The sequence below is a fragment of the Nonomuraea composti genome (genome assembly GCF_012034275.1).
Lineage (GTDB): Bacteria > Actinomycetota > Actinomycetes > Streptosporangiales > Streptosporangiaceae > Nonomuraea > Nonomuraea composti.
The window spans coordinates 46,392-64,401 of record NZ_JAATEP010000038.1; the positions used below are offsets into that span (position 1 = coordinate 46,392).

Annotated in this window: 14 protein-coding genes; 6 read left to right on the plus strand and 8 right to left on the minus strand. The window is 64.1% G+C overall.

Annotated elements, in window-relative coordinates; all coding sequences use genetic code 11:
• Positions 1 to 81: 81 nt before the first annotated feature.
• From HCN51_RS39390 to HCN51_RS39400, 3 genes are read left to right on the plus strand one after another with little or no spacing between them, the layout of a single operon-like run.
• Complete coding sequence (locus HCN51_RS39390; protein ID WP_168017172.1) at positions 82 to 1,698, plus strand: hypothetical protein; 1,617 nt, start codon at positions 82 to 84, stop codon at positions 1,696 to 1,698.
• Positions 1,699 to 1,728: 30 nt separating this feature from the next.
• Positions 1,729 to 2,289, plus strand: coding sequence for an AAA family ATPase (locus tag HCN51_RS39395; RefSeq protein ID WP_168017173.1), 561 nt, complete (start codon positions 1,729 to 1,731; stop codon positions 2,287 to 2,289).
• Positions 2,276 to 3,136 (plus strand): aminoglycoside phosphotransferase family protein, encoded by an 861-nt coding sequence (locus HCN51_RS39400; protein WP_168017174.1) that lies wholly within the window; start codon positions 2,276 to 2,278, stop codon positions 3,134 to 3,136. The genes HCN51_RS39395 and HCN51_RS39400 overlap by 14 nt, the downstream gene beginning before the upstream one ends.
• Before the next feature lie 27 nt (positions 3,137 to 3,163).
• On the opposite strand, the gene HCN51_RS39405 is transcribed toward HCN51_RS39400, so the two are convergent.
• Entirely contained in the window at positions 3,164 to 3,835 is a 672-nt protein-coding gene (locus HCN51_RS39405; protein WP_168017175.1) for a 3'-5' exonuclease, read from the minus strand.
• Complete coding sequence (locus HCN51_RS61710) at positions 3,835 to 4,383, minus strand: transglutaminase domain-containing protein (protein ID WP_168017176.1); 549 nt, start codon at positions 4,381 to 4,383, stop codon at positions 3,835 to 3,837. The genes HCN51_RS39405 and HCN51_RS61710 overlap by 1 nt, the downstream gene beginning before the upstream one ends.
• 372 nt (positions 4,384 to 4,755) lie before the next feature.
• Between HCN51_RS61710 and HCN51_RS39415 the strand changes: the two genes are divergently transcribed.
• A complete protein-coding gene (locus HCN51_RS39415; RefSeq protein ID WP_206068408.1) occupies positions 4,756 to 5,808 on the plus strand; it encodes a hypothetical protein in 1,053 nt (350 codons plus the stop codon).
• Positions 5,809 to 6,128: 320 nt separating this feature from the next.
• Here HCN51_RS39415 and HCN51_RS39420 read toward each other — a convergent pair whose 3' ends face one another.
• The 4 genes from HCN51_RS39420 to HCN51_RS39435 all read right to left on the minus strand — a co-directional run bounded on the left by HCN51_RS39420 (position 6,129) and on the right by HCN51_RS39435 (position 9,811).
• Positions 6,129 to 6,671, minus strand: a complete 543-nt coding sequence (locus HCN51_RS39420) for a hypothetical protein (protein ID WP_168017178.1) — start codon at positions 6,669 to 6,671, stop codon at positions 6,129 to 6,131.
• Between the two features lie 4 nt (positions 6,672 to 6,675).
• The gene (locus HCN51_RS39425) at positions 6,676 to 7,905 is read right to left on the minus strand and encodes an XRE family transcriptional regulator (RefSeq protein ID WP_168017179.1); all 1,230 of its coding nucleotides are present in this window, start codon (positions 7,903 to 7,905) and stop codon (positions 6,676 to 6,678) included.
• Positions 7,884 to 9,089 carry a 7-cyano-7-deazaguanine synthase gene (locus HCN51_RS39430; protein ID WP_168017180.1) on the minus strand — a complete coding sequence of 402 codons (1,206 nt, stop codon included), beginning with the start codon at positions 9,087 to 9,089 and terminating at the stop codon, positions 7,884 to 7,886. The genes HCN51_RS39425 and HCN51_RS39430 overlap by 22 nt, the downstream gene beginning before the upstream one ends.
• Before the next feature lie 116 nt (positions 9,090 to 9,205).
• Positions 9,206 to 9,811 (minus strand): hypothetical protein, encoded by a 606-nt coding sequence (locus HCN51_RS39435; RefSeq protein WP_168017181.1) that lies wholly within the window; start codon positions 9,809 to 9,811, stop codon positions 9,206 to 9,208.
• Positions 9,812 to 9,943: 132 nt separating this feature from the next.
• On the opposite strand from HCN51_RS39435, the gene HCN51_RS39440 reads away from it, so the two are divergent.
• On the plus strand, positions 9,944 to 11,617 hold the full coding sequence (locus HCN51_RS39440; RefSeq protein WP_168017182.1) for a DUF6119 family protein: 1,674 nt from the start codon (positions 9,944 to 9,946) through the stop codon (positions 11,615 to 11,617).
• Positions 11,618 to 12,167: 550 nt separating this feature from the next.
• Here the strand turns inward: HCN51_RS39440 and HCN51_RS39445 are convergent.
• Positions 12,168 to 15,665, minus strand: a complete 3,498-nt coding sequence (locus HCN51_RS39445; RefSeq protein ID WP_168017183.1) for a DEAD/DEAH box helicase — start codon at positions 15,663 to 15,665, stop codon at positions 12,168 to 12,170.
• Positions 15,655 to 16,419, minus strand: coding sequence for a Hachiman antiphage defense system protein HamA (locus tag HCN51_RS39450; protein WP_168017184.1), 765 nt, complete (start codon positions 16,417 to 16,419; stop codon positions 15,655 to 15,657). Before HCN51_RS39450 ends, HCN51_RS39445 begins: the two co-directional genes overlap by 11 nt.
• Positions 16,420 to 16,821: 402 nt before the next feature.
• Here HCN51_RS39450 and HCN51_RS39455 point away from each other — a divergent pair, with 402 nt between their 5' ends.
• Positions 16,822 to 16,962 (plus strand): hypothetical protein, encoded by a 141-nt coding sequence (locus HCN51_RS39455; RefSeq protein WP_168017185.1) that lies wholly within the window; start codon positions 16,822 to 16,824, stop codon positions 16,960 to 16,962.
• Positions 16,963 to 18,010 lie beyond the last annotated feature (1,048 nt).

An 18,010-nucleotide genomic window follows, 5' to 3' on the forward strand; every position in this document is an offset into this window, starting at 1 on the left:
GCGCACCGCTGGGCGCGAGTCATGGCTTGGTACTCCCCCGACGGCGCTCACGCTCCCACTCCGAGTCGCGGGTCTCGCGTGGTGTCCATCGCGAAGGCCGCACCGATCGGACGGCTCGCCGCCGAGGCGTTGCACCGCCCACACACAACGGCCGCCACACTGTCGGCCGTAACGCCGGCTTCCGCCGACACCAGTCTGCTGATCGTGGCGGACGCGGCGGAGTGTTCGCTCGCAGGCTTGTTCCCTCTCCTACGTTCCTGCGCCGAAGTCGGTGTCCGCGTGGGTCTGCTGACCGGCCGTGACCTTGCCGGGCAGGTGTTCGGTCTGGCCAAGATCCTTGCCGCCTCCAGCGGGAACGCGCCCTGCGCCGATCTCCTTCTTGAGGGTTCTACCGGCTGCGCACATGACCTGGTCACAGATGCTCCGATACCGCTCGCCGAGGCCATCGGCCAGGACACGCGACACCTTGTGGTCGACGCCCACGGCTCAGCAGCTCACGCCCATCTCGGCCCCTACTTGTTGTGCGGGCTGACCGGTGACGCCGAACGGACGATGGACGGCCAGGTCATACCGGCAGGCTGTACACGTACCCGCTGCAAGATCGCGCGCGATGCGCCCCTGCAGCTACTACGCCCGCACGAGCTACGGACCCGCGTGCTCGGGCTGTTCGTGTGCAACGCCATCACACTGACCCCAGCCGAGCAGTACCCCTCCAACGTGGCGCTCGCCTTGGACGCGTGCGACGGTTACCCGTCGGCGACATTCGGGCTGCTGCGCGGAGACGCCGCAACCGGCTCCGCCGAACCAGCTCACACGACACGGCTCCTTCGAGCAGGCCTACCACTCGGGGAAGTCGTCTACCACCTCAACCGCCCGACCGCACTACATGGCATCAGCCCCTCGATCTTGCTCCTCGGAGATCCCGACCAAGGCGCCCTCCGCACCAGTCCACAGCACAGACACACGCCCACCATGAGCACCGGTGCTCTCGCACCACCCCGGTCTACACCGGTCCGGAACACGCCCACGACGTGGGAGGAGAGCCTCCTCGCCCTGTGCCAGCAGCGACCCGACCCCGAGCTCGCAGCGTGCCTGGAGCAGATGCGCCAAGCCCGGGCGACGGCATCCGCCACAGCATCGACCAGCATTCTGGAGGAGGCGGCTCAGACGTGGGCCCAGGCCGCGCTCGACATCCTTCACCGCACCCGCAGCGGCTCCTTCGGCCGCCTGTTCACCGCGCTGTCCGCGCCGCTACTCGCACAAGTGCCCCAGTCAGCCAGCAGCTGCCCCTACTGTGGATCCCCTCGTAACCAGATCGCCGAGAACGGCCGCTTCGCGCTCACCTGCCCTCGATGCGGCCCGGCCGCCGTCGGCAGCAACCGGCTCAACCTGACCTTGAACACACCCAGCCGCTTCGCCCCAGGGCACGAGTTCGCAGTTCAGGTCGCGGTGTCCGCCCTCGTCCCGGCCCCCGTACTCGTGGCGCTCCAGCTCCGTAACCGTTCCACCGCGCGAGGCGCCTACGCCACGGCCACCCTTCGCATGACGCCAGGACACTCCACCGCGTGCACCCTACGGCCGCCGACCGCGGTGGAACCGGAACTACATCGGGTGTGGGCCGTCGCCGCGCATCACTTCGACCTGGCGCTGGTCCAAAACCGCATTCCGGCCCTGCCCACCCCTGACATGCTGACCTGACACCCAGCCTTCACATCCCTGAGGAACCACATGATCGTCTTCCTGAACGGCCCCTTCGGCGGCGGCAAGAGCTCCGTCGCCGAGCACCTCCTCACTCACATCCCCGGCAGCCTGCTCTTCGACCCCGAAGAGGTCGGATTCATGCTGCGCGCCATCCTTCCCGGCCGCGAGAAGGACTTCCAGGAGCTGCCCCCATGGCGACCCCTGGTCGCCGCCACCGCCGCCGAAGTCCTCGCCTACGCCGGCGGCCCGCTGATCGCCCCCATGAGCCTGCTCCGCCACGACTACGCCACGGAGATCTTCTCCGCCCTGGACAAGCGCGGCATCGCCGTCCACCACATCCTGCTCCACGCCGACCCCGCAACCGTGCGCGAACGCATCACCGGCCACCAGATGTTCCCCGACGACCCGGCCCGCTCCCAGAAGGTCACCGGCTTCCGGCTCCGGAACCTCCCGCGCTACGAACATGCCTACGCCGAATGGCTGGCCACCGAGGCCCACGTCATCGACACCACCACCTGCACCCCAGCCGAGGCCGCCGACCAAGCCGCAGCGTTCCTCGCCGGTACCGCCGCTGATGACCCTCGCTGACCACGTCACCCGGCTCCTCGCAACACCCGTCACCCCCACCGCCGATCATTCGTGGGACGACACCACCACCCATATCCAGCGGTTCCGCCTGCCGACCGGCGAAGAGATCATCGCCAAACACAACACCACCGCGGCCATGTTCGCCCGCGAACACCACGCCCTACGGCACTGGGCGCCGGCCCTCGCCCCCCACGCTCCCCGCCTCATCGCCGCCGACCCCGAGCACCACCTATTGGTGATGACCGCCCTACCCGGCACACCCCTGTGCGATCAACGCCTCGACCCCACCAGCGAGCAGCACGCCTACCGCCAGGCAGGCCGCCTGCTGCGGCGCTTGCACGCGGCCGCCCCACCCCAGCTCCTGCCCGACTTCGGCCAGCAACGAGCCGCCTACATCCGCGCTCAGCTCGCCGGCGACACCGCCCCGCTCACCGCCGAGGAACTCGCCTTCACCCACGCCTGCCTGACCCGCCTCGAAGATCTGCCGCCCCAATCAGCCGTTCCCTCCCATCTGGACTTCACCAGCCGCAACCTCCTTCTCTCCGAGGGCGGAACCGTCTCCGTCATCGACTTCGAGACCAGCCGCTACGAGGCCGCCGGTCGTGACTTCCTCCGCATCAGCATGCGCGCCCTCCTCGCACGCGATGACCTGCGTGATGCCTTCTACGAGGGTTACGGGCGCCAGCCCAGCCCGGCAGAGCAGCACCTGATGTCCCTATGCGGCGCCGCCGACGCCGCCGCCATCGCCGTCACTGCAACCGCCAACCGGCAAGATCGCTTCACCGCCGAAGGACATATCGCCCTGCAACACTTCATGCGAACGAACAACGCGCCGGCAGTTCCCTGACCACACTGCACAACCGCGTTCACGATCTCAGAACAACCCGACCTGAACTCCGCCCGATGGCGCCAGACGTTTGGGCGCCAGTCCGCCCACCCGGTCGAGATCGGGCAGCGTGCGCCAGCGCCCCCTCTGCCCGCCCTCAGCCACCAGGCGCTCGAAGACCCGCGCCGTGACCTGCACGTCCGGCATCGCCCGATGACGACGCCCAGGCGGCTCAATCCGCAGATACCTCATCAGATCGTCCAGGCGGTGCGACGGCAGCTCCGGGTACAGCGCGCGGGCCAGCCGTACGGTGTCCAGCAGCGGGACAGCCGCCAGGACAGGACAGTGCAGCCGCTGGTGGGCGATGAGCCCCGCCTCGGTGGGCGCGTGGTGGGCGACCAGCCGGTACGGCGGCACCGTCAGCCGGCGATCGAGCCCGGCCATGACCTGCTCGGGTCCGGCAGCCGTGGCCAGCATCGCCGCAGTGATACCCGTCATACGCACGTCGAACGAGGTAACCAGCACCCCGGTGGGCGGCGCGATCAACGATTCAAAACTCCACAGCTCCGACCAGCCGGTGGCGGTGACCGTGAGGGCGAGGACCGCCACCTCCACCGGAACAGCGGACCGCCCGGCAGGGGTCAGCGCCTCAAAGTCGATGACCAGGTAGGTGTGCCGGGCAAAGGCGGCATCAAAGGATAGCGGCGAGGCTTCGGCCATCAGCCGGCCCCGGACCGGGGCGCGTTAGTTGCGGCACCGGCACGGACCTCGCGCAACCAGCGGTTGAATGCCTGCTGATAGCGACCGCCGCCCTCGGCATCGACGATTTCGCCGCTGTCGGCGTTCGGCACCGGTGCGGGCCCGTCCCCCGCTCGCCACAGCGGCCCGCGCGGCTCGTAGGCCGGGACGGTGTCGGTGATGCCGTCCCATGCGGCGACGGCCAGCCCGGCGGCGGCCAGGGGCGGATCGTGGGTGGCATCCACCAGCGTCCACCGGCCATCGATCAACGCTTCGGCCGCTGAGTGCACGTCCTCTCGTGAGGGCAGCAGCCGCACCTCCGCCGGACGATCGGGCAGGTAGTACAACCACCGGACTCGCCGAACCTGGTACCCGAGCGCCCGCAAGCCCTCGATCAGGTAGGCGGACTTGGCCAGGCAGTCGCCACGCCCGAAGGCCATCAGCGTCTCGGCGTCGTGAGCGCCGTCCGTGGCATACGGCACGTCCCGCACGGCGAGGAACAACGCGATCCGCTCAGCACACGCGTCCACACGCTGACGGTACCCCCGCCCCACCCTGCAGCACCTCAACCTCGCGCCAAGTTGGCAGGCCACGCCTGCTCCGACCGCGAAATCAGAGGCTACGTGACGCCCGGCCGTAGCCGAGCACAAGTCAAACACGTCGGCCGCGTTCACGCCCGCGTCGGAGGGATCATCGCCTCTCGCTGACCGACTGACAAAGGCAAGCGAAAGAAGAGACTCACCCATGAATGCGGTACTCGCACAGCCCCCGATGCACCATGCTGAGCGTGTCCCAGCTCCGTTCTCCCTCATCTGCGAGGAGTCTCCTTGACCCGGTACGCCGTCGATCACCGTCGCCACGCCCTCATTGCCTCCTGGAGCACCGGGTCGGGGGACACCGCGGTGGACGTGGCCGAGCTTCCGACCGGGATCCCCAGCCAAGACGCCCTGAACTTGGCCAAGACGCTGACCCAGCTCTCCGAGATCTGCTGGCGGTGCTACACCCACCCGGCCAGCGCCGCCGACAGCCACGAGCCCAACTCCGAAGGCGAACGCCGCCAGGAAGAACGCGACGCCTTCGCCGGCGTCCTCACCGCGTTGACGAACCCCAACCTGCCCTCCGACGGCTACATGATCCAGTCCTACATCCAGGTAGAAGAAGCCGCCCACCAGGTCGGCCGAGCCCTGCACGCCCTCAATGCCGCCGAGCTGACCACCCGCGTCACCATCGACGTCGGCGCCGAACTGGCCGCCATCGAACAGGCCGAGCTGGGCAACCTGACCGAACGCGCCCGCCAGGCCGTCACCCTCACCCGCGAAGACGCCTCCCCGCTCCAAGTCGCCCAAGCCAGCAACCTGCTGCACGACAACCCCTTCGGCCCCGAAGCACTCTTCACCGAGATCGACCCCGCCGCAGCCGCCATCGCCGCCGCGCACTGGCTGGACGCGGCCGCCACCGTCACCGCGGAGTCGCTCGGGCTCCCCGCCACCCAGGTCGTGGTCGAAGCCGACAACATCGAGGCACTTCCCCACGTGACGCCCACCCTCGTCCTGGAGCTGATGGCTGACGGCGCCTCGCCTCGCCAGGCGGTGATGCCCCTGATCCGCGACGCCCTGCGGGTCGCGGAAGGCGAGATCCCCCACATCACCGCACTCCAGCAGCGCATCGCCGCCGCCGAGCAACTGCTCGACAAGCGACGCGAGGACCAGTCCGAGCCGAGCCTGGACGCGCTCGACCTGCGGATCACGCCGCTGGATCCCGCCCGCCCGGCCCTCGACCTGCTGGAAGACCTGCTCAGCGGCATCCGTGGCTGCTGGCTGCTGTACTCCGAAGACGCGACCGAACTCGACGAAGCTGAAGACCTCGACGATGAGGAATGGCAGAAGCGCCGCACAGCGGCGTTCCTCGCGGAAGTCCGGGCAGAAGCTGCCGCTCATCGCGAACGCCTCTTGTAGCGCCATGTTTGGCGTTGCCTTCAGGGACCGTGATGTTCGATTTCCGTAACCGCAGCCCGGCACCCGAAACGCATTTTCGACCGGATACCGCGTGCACGGGCGGTTCCGCCACTCCGGCGTCGCGCGAGGGTGTGGCGTCGTCGACGCTGCCGCCATTATGGTGACCGCAACTGCCAATGGTGAAGGTCTCTTCACCGTCGAAGGCATACCGTCGCACAATGCCTGCTGAATAATAGAGCCAGCAGTCCCAGACCTCTTGAAGAGATGAGGGGCGGCCTGATCGCAGGATCGCGCACGCGCCCAAACACCAAGCTCTGGGACTACTCTTCAAGCCTTAGATGCTCTATCCACCAGCTGTAGTCGGAGTCAGTTCGCCCCAGAACGAAGGATGCATTCTTCTCAATCCTTTGGAGGAGTCGCGAGATTTCTTTCGGAGTAAGTTCGTCCGACTCCGCATACTTACGCAGGAGAAGTGAGGTGGAGATCAAACGGGACACGCCTATCTCTCCACAAAGCCGGCGGGCAGCCCTGTCATCTGTGGCTAGAGGCAATGAACGCGCGACCGCTGCCGCAATGGTCGCCGCTTCGCCATCACCCACTTTGGCCGCATACTGCACATAGAGCGGAAATTCGTCCTCAGCCAGCGCCGTGAACTCCAAAGCCCCGGATCTGAGACGTTCCGCAACATTGATTGGCACAATGACGCGTTCTCCATCAACGTAGTCTCGAAGGGAAGAAACTTCTTGGGCGGCCTCGTCTACCATCACAAAGACGAGGTCGTTCGCCGCAGCGATCTCATCGAATTTCTGCGTGGCTATCAAGTTAATGGCGACACAGGCATCAAGCAGAAGACGCGCGGTCATAGAGTCAGCCCGTAGGATCTATGTCAACGAGGTCGAAAACTTGCGGAGCCCCATCGTCACTTACGTCGGGGCTGCCGGTAAGAGAGCGGTAGATGTCGCGTGCTCCTACTCTGTCAGTACGGAGGAATCGGGCTAGTTGCCCTTCTGTGATCTTGCCTTGCGCGTAGAGTTGCACTGCCAGCGTGCGATAGTGCTGCGGCAGAGAATCCCCTTCTCCTAGCAGCTCGCTCATACCTAGATGGCGCTCGGCTGCACGTGGCTTGAACTTATTATCCACCAGCTTGTCCCAAGTGCCGCCCGGAATGAGTTGTAGATCTTCAAGGCGGTGAGTCATAGCTTGGACGGACACTCGGTATGCCCTGGCCAGCTGCAGCAGCGTAGTGGGGGTTGCCTTGCCCCCCTGGCTTCGCTTGAGCTCGTGAAATCGTCGGGCGAGTCCGCTTCGAGGCATGAGAAGGGCCGCAGCGAAGGCATCAGCGAATCGTTCGCCCTCGGGAACTCTCGTTGAACGACCGAGGAGGGTTACTTCGGGACGATCACGGGAGACGAGGAAGTGCGCATACTCGTGGGCCATCGTGAACCGCCGGCGCTCCAGCGGATGCTTGGCATTGACGGCAACGCACCCACCTAGGGGTTCTGCGTAGATGAACAGGCCGGCGACCCGCGCGGGTAGCGGGAGGATGAACAGCCGGATGCCGACGTCGTTCTCCAGCACCTCGCGTAGCCGTTCGATAGGTCCGTCCCCTAGGCCGAGCCGGTTACGCTCATCGGTTGCGAGGTCTTCGGCCTCCTCCGCGCTCAAGTCGAGGGTGCGTAGCGCGGGGTATCGTCGCGGCAGATCGGCGCCAGCCTGGCGCGCGAGATCTAGGTAGTCATCTCCGATCCGCTCGAGTTCAGTGATCAGTGCATCGATGTCTGGGGCGGGCGCTTTCGCGCCGAGGGCTGCTCTGAAGCGGATACCTACGGCCGTAGGCGGCGCTGATGGCCGGAGCAACTCATTGAGTGGTCGGCCGTACAAGCGTGCAAGCCGGACCAACTCCTCGGGGCGGACCTCGCGGCTGCCTTTCTCCATCGCGATGAGGAGAGGACGGCTGACGCCCAGTTCGGCGGCGGCCTGCTGTTGCGTCAGCCCTCGCGCCTCCCTGGCTGCTCGAAGCCGAAGTCCTAGTGAAGATGCGCTCTCTTGTTCGGTACTCACAACATCTATGGTCATCACGCAGCCGTCCTGTCCCATGGTGGGGGGGTATCTCCGAACTTGGCCGACACCACGGCCCACTCCTGACAGTAGGTACGGTAGAGCCGGACAAGATCGTTGCTGGAGATCATTCTGGACGCAGATCGTAGAGCCGGGAACTCCATCATGAGCGCGCTCCACGGATCCTCAGTTCGCAGGCAGCGCTCAAGACGTAGGGCTTGCCAGGCCATGGCAGCCCACTGCTCGCTGGTTGACGGGTCAGCCCGACGATAAAGCTGGCCAGCCTCCAGATGCCTCTTATCGGAGGCGTGGATTGCCAAACGCCGAAGCAGGCATGAAGTGCAGGTGCCGCAGGGCGTTCGGCCACGAACGCGGGCAGAAAAGCCGCTGTCGCACGAGACTGATTGCCAAATCGCCTGATCGGCATCCTCTGGAACGGAGGCGATCAACTCCGCCTTGGTAAGCGTGAGGTAGGGAGCGTCGATGCTGAACGCCTCACCGGTCACAGAACCGACGAGAGCGCTCATCATGTGCAACGTCTTGGGGTGCATGGCACGCGTGGCCTGAGCACCGTACTGAGAACGCAAGTAAGGCAAGTTGATGGCGCCGATTCCGTTCTCATACACCCTGAGAAGGCGGCGTCCCATGGTCCAGGCCACAGCGATCCCTGAAGCGAGATAGACAAACCCTCTCGTTCGTTGACTCGATTCGACACCCGACAGACGTAGATTTATGTTGAACTGCACAGGCAGACAATACCCATAGATCAGATTCTTGATGACTTGACGCTGCTGATACAGCATCCAATTATTGGTGAACACGCTGACGGCCACAATGCGCCGCTCATTCACAAGGAGATCTCTCGCGAGCCCGGCAGTCGAATCCATCCCTCCAGAAAACAAGACTGGATCGGCATCCGGAGGCGCCGCCTCGAAGAGGGGCGACTGACCTGGCGTCAGAGGACCCTCTCCCTGGCAGAACTCAAGAATCCATTCGTCATCAGACAACCAGCAAAGCAATTGCGCAAGTTGTTCTGCGTTGGCGTTCCAGACATCCGGACGCCTCACGGGGATTCGCACACGCATCGTTCGAGACCAGTTGCGGCCGTAGGCTGAGCCTTTCCACCCCTTTCGAGGAGTCAAGCGATCAGCAGCATGAATACACGCTGCCACCTCGAGGAGATCTGCCGCATACCACGGAATCTGCTGGGCAAGCCGATCCATGACCCGCTGACCGTCCAGAGTAAGGGCGACGCCCCACGCAAGATCTACGGGAGGCTCAGCGATCCCGCCCGGCCAGCAGGCTGCACCGTACCAACACCGGCCAGAACGCAAGGCCATCACAAATCTCCCAAAGACGTCTCAAGCAAGTCGGAAGTAGACATGCTGCGCATCTTGAATCCGGGGGCACGCAGCCCCTTCCCGTCAGGATGCCGTAGCAACCTGCCGGCAAGAGCCTTGATCTGCGGATGCGCCAGGACAAGTTCCATGATGTTCAGAACCTGAAGGAGTTCTTTGCCCCTGCGCACTGCATCCTTGACCATCCGATCGAAGCCGAAGTGGAAGGCAAGCTCTTTGAGAGAAGCCTCCGCCACGACCTGTTGAGCCTCTGAGGTCGAGCAGCTTGCGAGCTTCTCGGCCTGGGTCTCCACAAGGGCATCAGCAACCTGCCGGGTGATCACAGTGGGTGAGTGCTTCGAAGCGTACAACGGATCATGGTCATCGATCCCGAGGTCTAGTTCCGAGCACTTGGTCTGCGCGCGCTGGACAGCCTCATCGGCGATGTCCCGCAGCTCTGGAACACCACCTACATCACGAAAGGTACGAGCGAAGGCCTGCGCCGTCGCACGCGCGAGCTGGTCAAGCGAGGCCCCGCTGTCGATACAGCGCCAGACCTTACTCCATCCGGGAGGAAGGCCCCGCAGCCACCTGTCGTCGTCCGGCATGACGACCACCTTGCCCTTTTAACTATGTCATCATCTAGAGCGTACTTCTCTCACCTAATGTGTCAATATGTAAAAGCTGGGCGGCGGAAGGGCCCGTCCAGCTACCGCCCTCGACCCGGCCGGAGACCAGCGATGCAGTCGAACACTCCCGAACCTGGAGAGACCCGCAAGACCACGCTCTACCGCCTGCAAGAAGCAAGAGGACACCCGGACGAACTGCGGAAGGTCATCGTGCCTCGGTACTTGGATGACGAGCGATTCACGGCCGACCCCGTCGACGTCGCCGGCATCCCGTCCCTCCTCGTCCATGGCACGATCTCCAAGGGCGTCACGGACTGGTCAGCCGTACTCGAAAAGCTGACCTCCGCCTCCATCGAGGAGACGAACTGCACGGCGGCCGCCGTACTCGTCATCCCGGTCGACGAGGCGATCTTCGCTCTCAGCTACGGCATGGGCCACCTGCTGATCGAACCCTTGTTCATCGATCCAGGGTTCGGCCTCAGCTTCGCCGTACGAGCCGTCGACCCAAAGAGCGTCAGGCAGGTCACCCGGACGGCCATGCTCGCTCAGCCACGTTACGAGCGCAGCTCTGTCCCCGGCGGCCAAAACATCCGCTGGTATGGCATCGAAGAGTACGGCGAGATCGTTGGCAGGATCACCGGCCAGTTGGCCAACGTCGAACTCACCTTCAACCGCGGGCGGAAACGCCGTATCAGCGTGGCTGGCACCGACTCCCTCAAGGTCCACCTCGCCACCGACCCGGAGGACCTGCTGGATGACCTCCGGCGTATCGGCAAGGTCTGCGCCAAGGAGTCTCCAGCCGAGGAACTCGAGTTCATCGCACGCCTGCGTGCGCTGAAGCCGAGAGACCCATTAATTCCCCGGCTCAACGACTCACTGGACGACCTGCTCGGCGGCGGCACGGAAGGCGAACTTGCCCTCGCGCTGCCCCTTGCCTGCCATGACGTGGAGGAAGAGCACCAGTCGTACAGGGTGAAGATTGGTCAACGAAGGTTCACCACGGAGGAGGACCTGTCCCTCGAGACGATCCTGGCTCTGACTCAACCGCTTCCTGCAGGCCGGCGAATCAAAGCGCTCCGAGACGGCTACATCCAGATCTGCGCCGACCACGAAGGTGAGGAGCCGCTGAGCCGGAGGGTAAAGGGACATCTGTGGATCTCCGCTGACATCCCCATGGACGCACATCGGTACTTCCTGCACGAGGGCAAGTGGTACGAAATTGGCACCGCCCACCTGGAGACCATCCACAATCACGTCAAGCAGCTGCTGTCGCAGGCCCCCTCTATATCCCTCCCTTTGTGGGATCCGGCTTTCACCCGCGAGGACGCCTACAACGACGAGGTCGCCCGGCACGGCCAGTTCCTACTGCTCGACAAGAAGGTGTTGCGCACCACCCAACACCCTCATGGCGTCGAAGCGTGCGACCTCCTTGGGCCCAACGGCGAATTCATCCACGTCAAGGCACCCACTGGGTCGGGAGAACTGAGCCACCTCTTTCGCCAGGCTCTCACGTCCTACGACGCCCTCCGCTACGACCCCGAAGCACGGGAAGAACTGGACAAGCTCGTCAAGGCCACCCGCCCCGGCATGTCCGTCCCGGCACGTCCTACGGTGATCTTCGCGATCGCACTGAAGAGCAAGAAGAAAGGGCAACCGGCTACCTACCGCCCGCTGACCGTGGATACCTTGTTCACCTTCTCCCAGGTCTCTCTCATCCATACGGTTCGGGTATTCGACCTGGTGCAGGTGAAGGTCGAGGTCATCGACATCAGCCCACAGCCATGACAGCCGTGCGGGGCCTCTCCTTCACACTCCTCCGCCGGGATATCGCATGCCTACGCATCGGGCGTGACGGATGACCACGACGATCCTGCGCTTCGCTTCCAGGCCCGGGGCTTGTCCAGGCGCTCCTGCGTGGTGTCGGGGGCGTGGTCATGTCGCAGACGATGGGTGTGGAGTCGGGCGGGATGTCCATGAAGGGACGCCTTTCCGTTGACAAGGGCTTCTGGTGGCCTCTCTGGTGCCGTGAGGCGGCCTCGAACACGTCCGTGCCCGCGGACTTGTCACCGCGGGCAGCATCCCGATTCGTCGGCCGTGATATCCAGCCCTTCCGTGCTGAACTCCAGCCGCAGCCCGGCCAAAGCAGAATCGCACGGCCTGCGGGGCCTGACCACCAGGACATGGGCAAAGCGGCCATATTTGGCGACCGCCAAAGAGTGCGCCAAAGCTCATTGCACACATTGAATTCATAGAGTCGCCCATGGTTTCGTCGGGGTATTCGAGTTCTTGAGCCCCATGCGGTCGAACCCCCAGAGGTCCAATCATGCGTCAACGCTTATGCCTTCGGCGCTTTCGGGAGCAGGTCGTCTGGGCCGCGATAAAGCAGGCGGATGCCGATGCCAGTGCGAAGTCGTCGAGCACGCAACACGCCCTGGCGCTCGCGGTTGAGGCGAATGGCGGCCTCTCCGAGCAGGTCGTAGCCGCTGGACCAGATCTCAATCTTGTCTGGTCCAGTGTCAGTCACGCGCAGCCAGGTACCAGGCTCAGGTACCGTCCCGTACCAGGTGACCTCCTGCAAATCCTCGACCCTGCGGCCCCATCGAAGCGAGCGCTGTGCCCGCGAGGGGTTCACGAATGCCACCCAGGCTGACCGTGACTCGGGTGTAGGCCAGTTTTCGCTCAGGGCCTGCGCAGGGTCAAGGTCGTCAATCCATTGGCGCATTTCGGCAGCCGAGTCGAATGTGGCGGCAGTGCTCTTGACTGCCGATATTGCCGCGAGGCGATGGTCGAAGCCAGAGCGTATGAGGATCGAGGCGGCCCGATTGAACGTTCCCGTCTCGATTGCGGTTACTGCCGTGCCCAACAAGGCGTCGGCCTCGAGGTTGCCTTGGGCAGTTTCGTAGACCCTGGCAGCTTCTATTCCCCAGACCAGCCGGTAGATGACGTCGGCCTCGATGAACTGCGCTATCGCGACGCGGTCGCCGGAAAGGTCGCCGAGGGCCAGACCGTGAACCCAGTGCCTCAATACCTCGTGCCAGTTGTCGAGCACTGTCTCGGGAGCGAAGACTTCCATCGCGAACAGAGTGTCGGCGATCGCCACGAGCAAGTCGGCGGCGGTCTCGTGGTCTGCGTCGGCGATGGCGGCTTCGGCTTGGCCCGCCGAGGCGATGATGCTTCCAGATACTTGGGCGAGCTCGGACCCGGCGTTGGCACCTAGTCCAGCCAAGAACCAGCCGCGGCGTTGGGACGGTGTGGACGTTTGCCACAAGTGCCTAGTCCGGCTGTACACCAGTCCGCGTACGGCAGCGGCTATCGTGTCGTCGTAGCGGCGAAGTTGCCGTTCCCACAGCGAATCGCGCAGAGCATCCGTGACGATCTGCGTCGCGGCGTCGGCGACATTGTCCAAGCCGCTGTCTCCGACGACGCTCAGGATGCCGATGTCGAGCAACGCGAGGTTCGACTGCCAACTCTGGACAGCGGCGGCCCGTCCCTCATCAGTCTCCTGGGACACGATGGGCAGGGACCAGTCGGGGCCGCCAGTGAGGTATTCGAGAAGGGGCTCCACCGAAGTGAGCCTCTGCGATGCGTACATCCTTTTCAGGAGTTCAACGCCGATATCGATGAGACCGGATCGCAGGACCTTGCCGCCATCTCCCTGCGTGAGTGCGAGCCACTCTCGCCAATGTCTTTGAGTTGGCTTGAAGATCGGATAGAGAACGAGCCCTTCAGCGTCAACGAACGCGCGGCCCGCACGCCCGATCACGTTCGCGAACTCGGAACCCTTGAGCACGTCCCTGCCGCGGCGAAGGCCGTGGAAGAGGACCGCCGACGCGGACAGGTTCAGTCCCTGGGCGAGAGTCGGTGAGGCAATAGTGACCTTCAAGCTGCTCCGCTGTAAGAGTCGCTCGATCTCGCGCCGGAAGGGACCGGGTAGCGCTCCGTGGTGGATGGCCACGCCTAACCGAAGACACTCCAATATCGGATGGTCGGCACCGAACCACTCGGCGCCCACGGCGAGCGCATCGTGAAGGTCGACGTCCGTGGGCAGGACGGAGGAAATGAGGTCTCTGCGGTAGAGATCGATGATCGCGCGAGCGTACGGCTCCACGGAATTCCGCTGGGGGCAGAAGACGAGGACGGTCTGGCCTTCTTCGACCAGACGCCACGTGGTGGCGATGACGTGTTCACGTTGGTCCGCCGGGAACATCTTCCTGCGCCGGCCGCTCGGCTTCTTCGCCTCGAAGTAACGCGGGATGAACGGTTGGTCAGGCCCGAGAGTGACAGCCAGTCGCGCATGGTCTTTACGCCACTCGACAAGGCCGAAGCGCTGCTGCGTCGGGCGCCACTCCTCGCGGTGCAGACCGTCCGGGTCATCATCAGTGATCCATGCGACGAAGTCGTCGAGTTCGCTCCCGGACGGAAACACGGCCGAAAGACACAGGATGCGGCGCGTCGAAGCGTCTGGACGACGCAGGAGCCGCTGGATCTGGGCTTCGTAGCGGACCTCACGCTCGGTGGCTCCGATCATGTGCCCCTCGTCCAGGACGACGAGGCCGACATCATCGAGCACAGACGGGTCGGATCGAAGCGCGAAATCCAGCTTCTCCGGGGTCGCCACGACAATTGCGCTGGAGCGCAGGGTGTCCTCGTCGACGTCGCTCGTCCCCATGCTCCCGTAAAGGGACGAGACGCGGATGCCCAGCGGCGAAAAGGTTCGCGCGAGGACCTGCTCAGTCTGGGCGGACAAGGCTCGCAGCGGGGTGACGTACACCGTACGTCGGCCCTGTGCAAGACATGCCAAGATCGACAGCTCGGCGATACGGGTCTTGCCAGCGCTGGTCGGCAGCGCGACAACGAGATCCCGTACGTCCTGAAAGATCCTGCCAACGACGTGGAGTTGAGAGGGCCACAGGTCTATCTCCGAACGTTCCCGCGCCAGGAGCGACTCAACGAAGGTCCGCCGGAGATAGCGCCATCGTTCGACGTTGTCAGCAGCTCCTGGCGGTGGTTCATTCGGGATGTTCGTCTCAAGGCTCGTGTCGAACAGGCCACCGAGCAGATGCCGGGTGAGCCGGTAAACCCACCACGGGCCGGGGGCGCTCACGTCCGAGGACGCCTGCTCGCCAAGCCGCAGCTCTTCGAGGGCCGCATCGAGCAGGTCTCGGCTACCGATCTCGATCGCGAACAAGGCGGCCGAGACCGCCGCAAGATAGTTCTCGCTGAGGAGGAGGACGACGGGGCCGACCTGGTCCGGTGGTGTATCTTCCTCCGTACTGCTGTCCGCTGTGGTCAGGTTCGACAACAGAGCGTCATCGGAGAGTTGGGGAGAGGCACGCAGCGACTGCGCTCGCTGCTCGATCGAACTCAAGTCGCGCAATACGAGGTCGGCCAGCGTCTGTTCCATCGGCGTTAACCGCCCCGACTGTCGGCTCGCGCGGATCAGCGAAAAGGCCCGCGCGGCGTAGCCGCCGAGATGGCTGGCCGCGCCGGCGATGAGTCCATGAAAGACCAGGTCTGCTTCGGGCGTCGCGTTCCGGGTGGCAGCCTCGAGGGCGTAGGAGCTTTGGATAAACCCCTGCTGTGCGACGGCGATCTGCTCGGTCGTGTCGTTGTCCGCGGCCTCCAACAGCTCAAGACTGGTGGCCAGTAACGCGTACCCGTAGTTGAGCAGGTCCGCGTCCAGAAACGGACTGAACGTGGGCGCGTCCCGAGGAAGAACGCCATCGCGCCGGATCATGGATTGGGCCTGCCCACGGGCCAGCAGGCGCCCGCGAAAGCCAGTGTCGGTGGCTATGGCAAGACTTTCTGCCAGATCCCGTGCCTCACGAGCCACCGACGGTCACCCCTTCGTAGGCGTTCTCAATGAACTCTTTGTGGCCGCGGACCCGAAGCGTGATTGTCAGCTGTGGCACGGCGCCTGAGTACGCCTGGAGATCGGCTGCCACATGTCCACTCGGGTCGCTGCTCGTGAAGAGGAACATCAGGTGACTCACGCGGTCGGGGCGGACGCCTTCCAAGAGCTGCATGTCAAGCACGGCCTCGCCGACATCGCCGTCGACCGAGGACAGGAGCCGCTCGGCGAATTGGGTGAGCGAGTGCGGCGAGGGCAACTCATCGTTGCGCGCGAGACCTTCGCGAGCCTCCGCGACGGTGCCCTTGCTCAACGTGACACGGCTTTTCGCCTCTGCCTTGGTGATGTGGGGCTTGCCATCGGCGTCGAGCTTCGCCCCGAGTACGTCATCCCCCCTCATCGCCCACTCTTGATGGTCGCGCTGAATGAGTCGGCTCGGTCCAACCACATAACCGCGCTCTTCATGGAGGTAGGCCGTCGCGAGGATCTCGCCCATGTCCCCGGAACGAGCGCTTGCCTTGGTGGGAAACTTGTTGCGGAGGAACTTAGCCACAGCGTCCTTCCCAAGTCGCTCCGCGATCAGCGCAAGGGACTCAGATTCGGCGTACGCGTTTGGGAGAGTCGCTGACAGGGCCGCAACGCCCGCGGCATCGTCGCACGACTCGATGATGCCGGCATGATGATCGCCAACGGGCACGAATGTCTTGAGGGTGCACCAGCTCCTGAAGTCAGTCATGCCCTCCGCCCACACGTCCGTTCCCCGGGCCCTAGTGTTCGCTGATCGAACTGTACCTTGTAGGACCTACCTATAGAATTCGATGTCTGACCTGCCGGTTCTTGGCGGCCCATTAGCTGGCCATCTCATTGGTTAGCGGCCTTTCAGAGGTACGACGTCTGCTCGTCGTGATCGGATGCATCTGCGCGCGGGACTCATACGGCCGATGGCCGTTGTAGAAGGTCCTGCCGACGCAAGTGCGCGACTCGTACGGGACCGTGCAGCACAAAGGCGCCACCAAGGGCATCATGATCACAACCTCCGGACATAGACCCGCTACAATCCGTAGGCGGCAAGCCGCTCAACCTGATCGACGGTGCTGGCCTGCTCGCCCTTCGTCACCAGCACAACATCCCCGCCCTCGTGAGACGAAGAAGCCACGACGCCAACTCCAGCCTCGACATACGCACCATCTCGCCATGGGTGAAGGGCAGCCGGTTGCTCGGCGACTTCAAGTCCCACCCGCCCTACCAGGCCGACCTGCGGCTTTATCCGGGTCTGTAGTAACGTCATCCGATCAGCCACATGTGAGTCACGTCGTCTCCCGGGCCGTGCCGATCTTCCGGTTGGTTGCCCGCAGCACCTTCAGCACCAACCGCGCCTCGCCCGAGCGCTGTCGTGATACAGCTGCGGCAGCACCGAAACGTAGTGTCGGCGGTCAGCACGATGCCGGCATGCCCCAGCGTGTAGAGCTCGAATGTCTCGCTCCTGCGTTGACCTGCGGCTTTTGGCCGGCTTACCGATCTCGAGCCGCGCCATCTGAACGATCGCCCAAAATTGCTTGGGGAACGCTTAAGCCGAAGGTTAGAGGCCAGCGCGTCCAACGAAACCGCAGATCGGACGTTGTAGCTGAAGTGTTTGAGCATCACCAGGTTGCTGAGTTACGAGCAACGGGTACGGATTGCTAGCGGATGATTGCTCGGCGGTTGCTCAAGGCGCGAAGTCATCCCGCGAGTTCGGCTCTACGCAGCAGCGCTAGATTAGGACAAACTACGCATAATGCCGATGGTCAAGAACGCATGGTTGCTCGGTGGTTGCTCGCGTGTACATCCCACAACCCGGCACGGGATAACACTGGCCGACACGTCGGCGTGGACGATCCCGGCCACAACGATACAAAACAACACTCGATGACACGGAGTGATATTTACCGAGGATTCTCATAATCCGTGGGTCGTGGGTTCAAGTCCCACCCGCCCTACTCACCAATACCGCATTCGACCTGGGGTTTCTCGGTTCTCGTCGGCCTCGAATCGCGTTGTTGATCATGGCTGGTTGCTCGGTGGTTGCTCTTGTGTACGGACCGTGTACGGCGGTAGATCATTTAGACCGCGATCGTCAGTTCAGACCCCGGTGACGACCATCAGAAGATCAAGTCAGAAGGCCTGCACGGCGCCCCCGGTCAGCGACGGCCTGATGAGCAGTCAAGCCTTGTCCAAGTCGGCTCGTCTCCCCCGGCCAAGCGTTCCTGACCAGCAGATAAAAGATCCGCTGCTTCTCGCAGGGATCCTCTCGGCCCCGTTCATGCGCAGACCGGGGATCGATCGGCTGC

Coding starts and splice junctions, on each gene's coding strand:
- HCN51_RS39395 (WP_168017173.1), top strand. CDS start 1,729: ATGATCGTCTTCCTGAACGGCCCCTTCGGCGGCGGCAAGAGCTCCGTC.
- HCN51_RS39400 (WP_168017174.1), top strand. CDS start 2,276: ATGACCCTCGCTGACCACGTCACCCGGCTCCTCGCAACACCCGTCACC.
- HCN51_RS39405 (WP_168017175.1), bottom strand. CDS start 3,835: ATGGCCGAAGCCTCGCCGCTATCCTTTGATGCCGCCTTTGCCCGGCAC.
- HCN51_RS39420 (WP_168017178.1), bottom strand. CDS start 6,671: ATGACCGCGCGTCTTCTGCTTGATGCCTGTGTCGCCATTAACTTGATA.
- HCN51_RS39425 (WP_168017179.1), bottom strand. CDS start 7,905: ATGGGACAGGACGGCTGCGTGATGACCATAGATGTTGTGAGTACCGAA.
- HCN51_RS39430 (WP_168017180.1), bottom strand. CDS start 9,089: ATGGATCGGCTTGCCCAGCAGATTCCGTGGTATGCGGCAGATCTCCTC.
- HCN51_RS39435 (WP_168017181.1), bottom strand. CDS start 9,811: ATGCCGGACGACGACAGGTGGCTGCGGGGCCTTCCTCCCGGATGGAGT.
- HCN51_RS39440 (WP_168017182.1), top strand. CDS start 9,944: ATGCAGTCGAACACTCCCGAACCTGGAGAGACCCGCAAGACCACGCTC.
- HCN51_RS39450 (WP_168017184.1), bottom strand. CDS start 16,419: ATGACTGACTTCAGGAGCTGGTGCACCCTCAAGACATTCGTGCCCGTT.